Origin of the sequence: Cognatishimia activa (assembly GCF_001458335.1) — a bacterium.
Taxonomy (GTDB): Bacteria; Pseudomonadota; Alphaproteobacteria; order Rhodobacterales; family Rhodobacteraceae; genus Cognatishimia; species Cognatishimia activa.
The window spans coordinates 1-5,424 of sequence record NZ_CYTO01000017.1; the positions used below are offsets into that span (position 1 = coordinate 1).

Genomic DNA, 5,424 nt, shown 5'->3' on the forward strand with positions numbered 1-5,424 from the left:
GACGATGAGGGACATAAAAAGTAAAAATGTCTACAGTAGAGTCAATAGCAAGGCCACGACGCAATGGAGAAAGACGGAGAGCGCCAACGGCGTCCATCTCGAAGGAGTCGCCAGCGATAACCGGAGTAGTTGAAATGGTAATAAGACGACCAATCTGACCAGCAAGGAAGCCAAGATGGGAAAGGTCATGCGGCATACGCTCGGCGCCAGTTTGAATATTAGACATAATTTATCCTCAAGTAAGGGGCCGAAGCCCCTGCAATTAAAATTGTTGACCACCTACATACCAAAGACGAGCGCCTTTACGCTTGCCTTTAGTACCTCGCAACGGCTGCGGACGACCAGGGCGAGCGCCAGAACGTTTTTTACCTTTAGACATTACATCACTCCTTCTGCACGTAATTTTTGACGCACGTTTTCTTCTGCGTCAGTAAGAACGTCAGTGTTTCCTGCGCGTACACGCAAGGTAAACGCGAACAATTCAGCGGCTTTAACCGGACGCTCGACGCCATTAATAATGTTTTCCGTAAATTCAGCGCCTTCCATGATGAGACAGGCCGTTTGAATGTTGACGGGATGAACATAATAAGCAATGACGGCAGCAATAAACTCAACAGGAGCAGGAAAGCGAGGGTATCCTACAAAGTCCAGCGTACCATAAACGCAAGCCTCAACGCAGCGACGAGCACGAGAGCGGTCAGTAGCAATCCAAACTTTGTTACTCGTCAGAAAATCGAAATCATCTTCGGTTAAATCCAAAACGGCAGAAGCCTGAATGAGCTTAATAGAGGCCAAAGCGGTCTGGAAACGTACGGATTGTTCAGTAACTTGACTCATGATTTCTTACCTATTAGTGGTTGAACAGCATCGGACTCAGATAGTAATCCACGCTCTTTTAAAATGTCAACAAGAGAATCTCTACCATGAACAAAATGTGACTCATATCTAAACCAGTCCTTGACGAACGTGCCAAGCATATTAAGCCACTTCTCCTCATCCAACGCGTCAGTTTTTGACAGAATCGTTAGTTGATGGCGAAAGGTCGCAAAGTAAGAGCTTCTCGAGCTGCGCAAGGATAGGTCGAATTTTCTCATTTTCCGCCAGCAGTCCACTTCGATTTAATTCGTAAACAAGCAGTAGTAATTCCTGCTTTATCAAGATAATTTTTCGACTCATCAGAAATATCCGAAAGTGTTAACTTCTGCGTCATGGAAGCGATAAAACTCTGCAGGTTGGATACGCCAATCATTTTTATCGAAGCGCGCATAAATTTGAGCAGATTTGTCGTCACAGGTTGCGCCGCCAAAACGTCGGCTACAGTAACTTTTCCCAGCCTCAATCTCATCTCTCTTTTTGCGTTCTGCTTCAATATCTGGTTGAACGGCGTCGCGTCGTAACCCAGCTTGGTAAGTTGGATTAAGCACTCCGTGGACAGATTTGTCATTGTGAGCATTTTCATCCCGAAGTTGCGGCTCATTCTGATTCTGAACAGCTTCTTGGGAAGTAGCGACAGCTTGGTTTTTAGTGAGTTGTTCCATTCTTTAGCTCCTAGACCTTTAGCAGCAAGGTCCATATCTGACTTTTTGTTAACGTATTTAGCCACATAGAAACCAACAGCCATATAACTGGTAGCTTTAAGCGGCTCACCTTTAGCATCAACAGGCCACAACCAACCAGAACGTGAAAAAGCGTCCTGCGTGTAGCGAACTGCGATGGGCATACTGTAACCATAAGGCCACGTATTTTGCAAGCTATTTAACTGGCGGCGATTGCGTACCCGACGACCAAAATTAGGGTCAACGCTACCTGTAGGAAGTGTCCGCATAAAGTGCACCGCATGGAAATGAAGACGGCCATTAGCTGTACCATACTCAGGCACACAAAAATACTGATAGCAGTCGGCGTGTGAATCATTAGCCTTGCGACCCTCGGCAGCAAGAACCATACGACCAATATCACGAAAATAGTCACGCAAAGCATTGGGATTATCATAAAACGCCTCTAATCGGTCGTCAGCCAACGTGAGAGTGTCAAAAACGATAAACCAACCATCAGCATGAGCCTGTCGCATTGCATTCATCAAACGCTGAATAGCAAAGCCTCTACGCGATTTCATAGTGGAGGCCTCCAGCAATCTTGAACACTCATCCTTAATACCTTTCTTTTTGGGGTAATTATACTCATCGCGAATATCCTTAAGAGGGCGTTCAGCAGCCAGCTTGCGGCAAAACTGCGTAACCGTCTTCTCGTTCTCTAAAAACCATTTTTCGTCCCCTTCGGGGCGGTGGTCTATAGTGTTATTAATATCAAGTTGGGGGAGCACATTGTAGCATTGTGCCAATTCATCCATTAACTTCTCAGTAACAGATACAAACTCATCACGAACGTCAGAAGCAGCCTTATGGCCGTCAACATACATATCACCATTATCGAACTCAACGCCCTGCATACGAAAAGACAGAATCTCTTCCAAGAGCTTGATGCGGTTATCCATCTGCTTATGGAAGCCAAGCATTGGGGATTGAGAAAGAGTAGAAATGCCACAAGCCTCAATAGCAGGTTTAAGAGCCTCGATACGCTCAAAGTCAAAATAATCAGCGTGACATTCAGAAGGGTAATAAGAACGAACCATAAAAAAGCCTCCAAGATTTGGAGGCATGAAAACATACAATTGGGAGGGTGTCAATCCTGACGGTTATTTCCTAGACAAATTAGAGCCAATACCATCAGCTTTACCGTCTTTCCAGAAATTGTTCCAAGTATCGGCAACAGCTTTATCAATACCATGAAAAATATCAACCACACCAGAAGCAGCATCAGTGACGACATTAGAAATATCCTTTGCAGTAGCGCCAATATGAGAAGAGCCATACCGCTGATTCTGCGTTTGCTGATGAACTAAGTCAACCTCAGCACTAACCTTGCGAGTCATTTCTTTGATTTGGTCATTGGTAAAATACTGACCAGCCGTTTGAGCTTGAGTAAGCATTTGGCGCATAATCTCGGAAACCTGCTGTTGCTTGGAAAGATTGGTGTTTTCCATAATAGACGCAACGCGAGCAGTAGACTCCTTCTGTTGATAAGCAAGCATCTCATTTTGTGCATATACCTGGTCTTTCGTATTCTGGCGTGAAGTCGCCGACTGAATGCCAGCAATCTCTTTTTGAGTCTCATTTTGCATCTCGGCAATCTCTTTCTGATTGTCCAGTTGCATTTTAGTAAGCTCTTTTTGATTCTCAAATCCGGCGTCAACCATACCAGCAGAGGAAGCATCAGCACCAGCACGCTCCCAAGCATTAAGCTCAGGAAATGCAGCAGCAAGATAATCACGAGTATCCTTTCCTTTATCAGCGGCAGACTTGCCACCAAGTCCAACCAAATCAAGCAACTTATCAGAAACGGCAGAAGTGCCAGCCTGCAACGTACCTTCAAGAAGTCCTTTACCAGCTTTAGCCATAGCACCAGAAACAAAACTAGGGACGGCCTCATCAGGGTTAGGAACATTAGAGCCTTGAATGGCAGATTTAATACCAGCATCACCCATGCCTACAGTATTGTTATCGGTAGCAAGCACATCACCTTGAATGCCACCGGAGGCGGCTTTTTGACCGCCTCCAAACAATTTAGACATGGCGCCACCAGCAAGAGCAGAAGCAATACCGCCAGCAATAGCACCAAACATAAATCACCTCACTTAAGTGGCTGGAGACAAATAATCTCTTTAATAACCTGATTCAGCGAAACCAATCCGCGGCATTTAGTAGCGGTAAAGTTAGACCAAACCATGAAACCAACATAAACATTATTGCCCGGCGTACGGGGAAGGACGTCAATAGTCACACAGTCCTTGACGGTATAATAACCACCATCATGGCGACCATCCAAAGGATAAACATCATAGGCAGTCGGGAGGGTAGTCGGAACCGAAGAAGACTCAAAGCGAACCAAACAGGCAAAAAATTTAGGGTCGGCATCAAAAGCAATATCAGCACCAACAGAAACAACCTGATTAGCGGCGTTGACAGATGTATCCATCTGAATGCAATGAAGAAAACCACCATTACCAGCATTAACCGTCAAACTATCAAAATATAACGTTGACGATGTAGCTTTAGGTGTCTGTAAAACAGGTGCCGAAGAAGCTGGAGTAACAGAAGTGAGAACCAGCTTATCAGAAAAAAAGTTTGAATTATGGCGAGAAATAAAAGTCTGAAACATGATTAAACTCCTAAGCAGAAAACCTACCGCGCTTCGCTTGGTCAACCCCTCAGCGGCAAAAATTAAAATTTTTACCGCTTCGGCGTTATAACCTCACACTCAATCTTTTATCACGAAGTCATGATTGAATCGCGAGTGGTCGGCAGATTGCGATAAACGGTCACATTAAATTTAACCTGACTATTCCACTGCAACAACTGAACGGACTGGAAACACTGGTCATAATCATGGTGGCGAATAAGTACGCGTTCTTGCAAATCACCAGAAGGCGGTTCCTGAATGAATGGGAAGCCTTCAAGAAGGTGATAAGCAGGAGAAACATACGAAGGCGCATAACGATACCACTGACCCTCAGCAATCTTAAACTTCTTAGACGAATCACCAGAACGGAAAACATCCTTCATAGAAATTTCACGCGGCGGCAAGTTGCCATACAAAACAGGGTCGCCAGCAATATCGGTATAAGTCAAAGCACCTTTAGCGTTAAGGTACTGAATCTCTTTAGTCGCAGTAGGCGGAAAACGAACAAGCGCAAGAGTAAACATAGTGCCATGCTCAGGAACAAAGAAACGCGGCACAGAATGTTTATAGGTCTGTTGAACACGACCAGAAAACTGGCCTAACGACGTTTGGTCAGTTCCATCAACATCATAGCCAGATGCCCAGAGATTAGAGCGCATGACAAGTAAAGGACGGTTGTCAGCGTCATAAGAGGTTTTACCTCCAAATGAAGAAATAACATCATGGTAACGCTGCATGAAGTAATCACGTTCTTGGTCAGTATGCAAATTAGCATAAGCAGCTTGCAGACCCATAATGTCAATAGATGTGGTAGAAGTCGTCATTTGGCGAGAAAGCTCAGTCTCAGGAGGAAGCGGAGCAGTCCAAATGTTTTTGAGATGGCAGCAACGGAAACCATAACGAGCATCATCTTGATTAAGCTCATTAGGGTTAGCCTCGGTACGGTCAGGCATCCACGGCGCTTTAAAATAGTTGTTATAGATATTCAAATAACCCTGAAACAAATGCTTAGGGATTTTATTGGTATCAGGGTTAATCGTGCCAAGAAAAGCGGCATGGTCAATATAACCAGTAGTGTTAACAGTCGGGAGAGGAGTGGCATTAACACCATCCTTCATGAACTTAATCCACTGTTCACCATAAACGTGACGATGAGGGACATAAAAAGTAAAAATGTCTACAGTA

The 5,424-nt window shown here is 44.6% G+C and carries 9 protein-coding genes; all 9 read right to left on the bottom strand.

What is annotated here, in order from left to right:
* Positions 1-226: major capsid protein (locus TA5113_RS17480; RefSeq protein WP_032243051.1), on the bottom strand; the 226-nt coding region annotated here is incomplete at its 3' end.
* Positions 227-262: 36 nt separating this feature from the next.
* A complete protein-coding gene (locus TA5113_RS17485; protein ID WP_000033471.1) occupies positions 263-379 on the bottom strand; it encodes a phage DNA packaging protein J in 117 nt (38 codons plus the stop codon).
* Positions 379-837, bottom strand: a complete 459-nt coding sequence (locus TA5113_RS17490; RefSeq protein WP_000084700.1) for a scaffolding protein D — start codon at positions 835-837, stop codon at positions 379-381. Before TA5113_RS17490 ends, TA5113_RS17485 begins: the two co-directional genes overlap by 1 nt.
* Positions 834-1,073, bottom strand: coding sequence for a phage DNA packaging protein C (locus TA5113_RS17495; protein ID WP_016670801.1), 240 nt, complete (start codon positions 1,071-1,073; stop codon positions 834-836). Before TA5113_RS17495 ends, TA5113_RS17490 begins: the two co-directional genes overlap by 4 nt.
* The gene (locus TA5113_RS17500; protein ID WP_435988044.1) at positions 1,006-1,158 is read right to left on the bottom strand and encodes a hypothetical protein; all 153 of its coding nucleotides are present in this window, start codon (positions 1,156-1,158) and stop codon (positions 1,006-1,008) included. Before TA5113_RS17500 ends, TA5113_RS17495 begins: the two co-directional genes overlap by 68 nt.
* Positions 1,091-2,632: a replication endonuclease gene (locus TA5113_RS17505; RefSeq protein ID WP_000252566.1), complete on the bottom strand. Its 1,542-nt coding sequence runs from the start codon at positions 2,630-2,632 to the stop codon at positions 1,091-1,093. Before TA5113_RS17505 ends, TA5113_RS17500 begins: the two co-directional genes overlap by 68 nt.
* 63 nt (positions 2,633-2,695) lie before the next feature.
* The gene (locus TA5113_RS17510; RefSeq protein WP_000466547.1) at positions 2,696-3,682 is read right to left on the bottom strand and encodes a Minor spike protein; all 987 of its coding nucleotides are present in this window, start codon (positions 3,680-3,682) and stop codon (positions 2,696-2,698) included.
* Positions 3,683-3,690: 8 nt separating this feature from the next.
* Positions 3,691-4,218 (bottom strand): hypothetical protein, encoded by a 528-nt coding sequence (locus TA5113_RS17515; RefSeq protein ID WP_000487867.1) that lies wholly within the window; start codon positions 4,216-4,218, stop codon positions 3,691-3,693.
* 110 nt (positions 4,219-4,328) lie between these two features.
* A partial coding sequence (locus TA5113_RS17520) for a major capsid protein (protein WP_058316682.1) occupies positions 4,329-5,424 on the bottom strand: 1,096 nt, incomplete at its 5' end.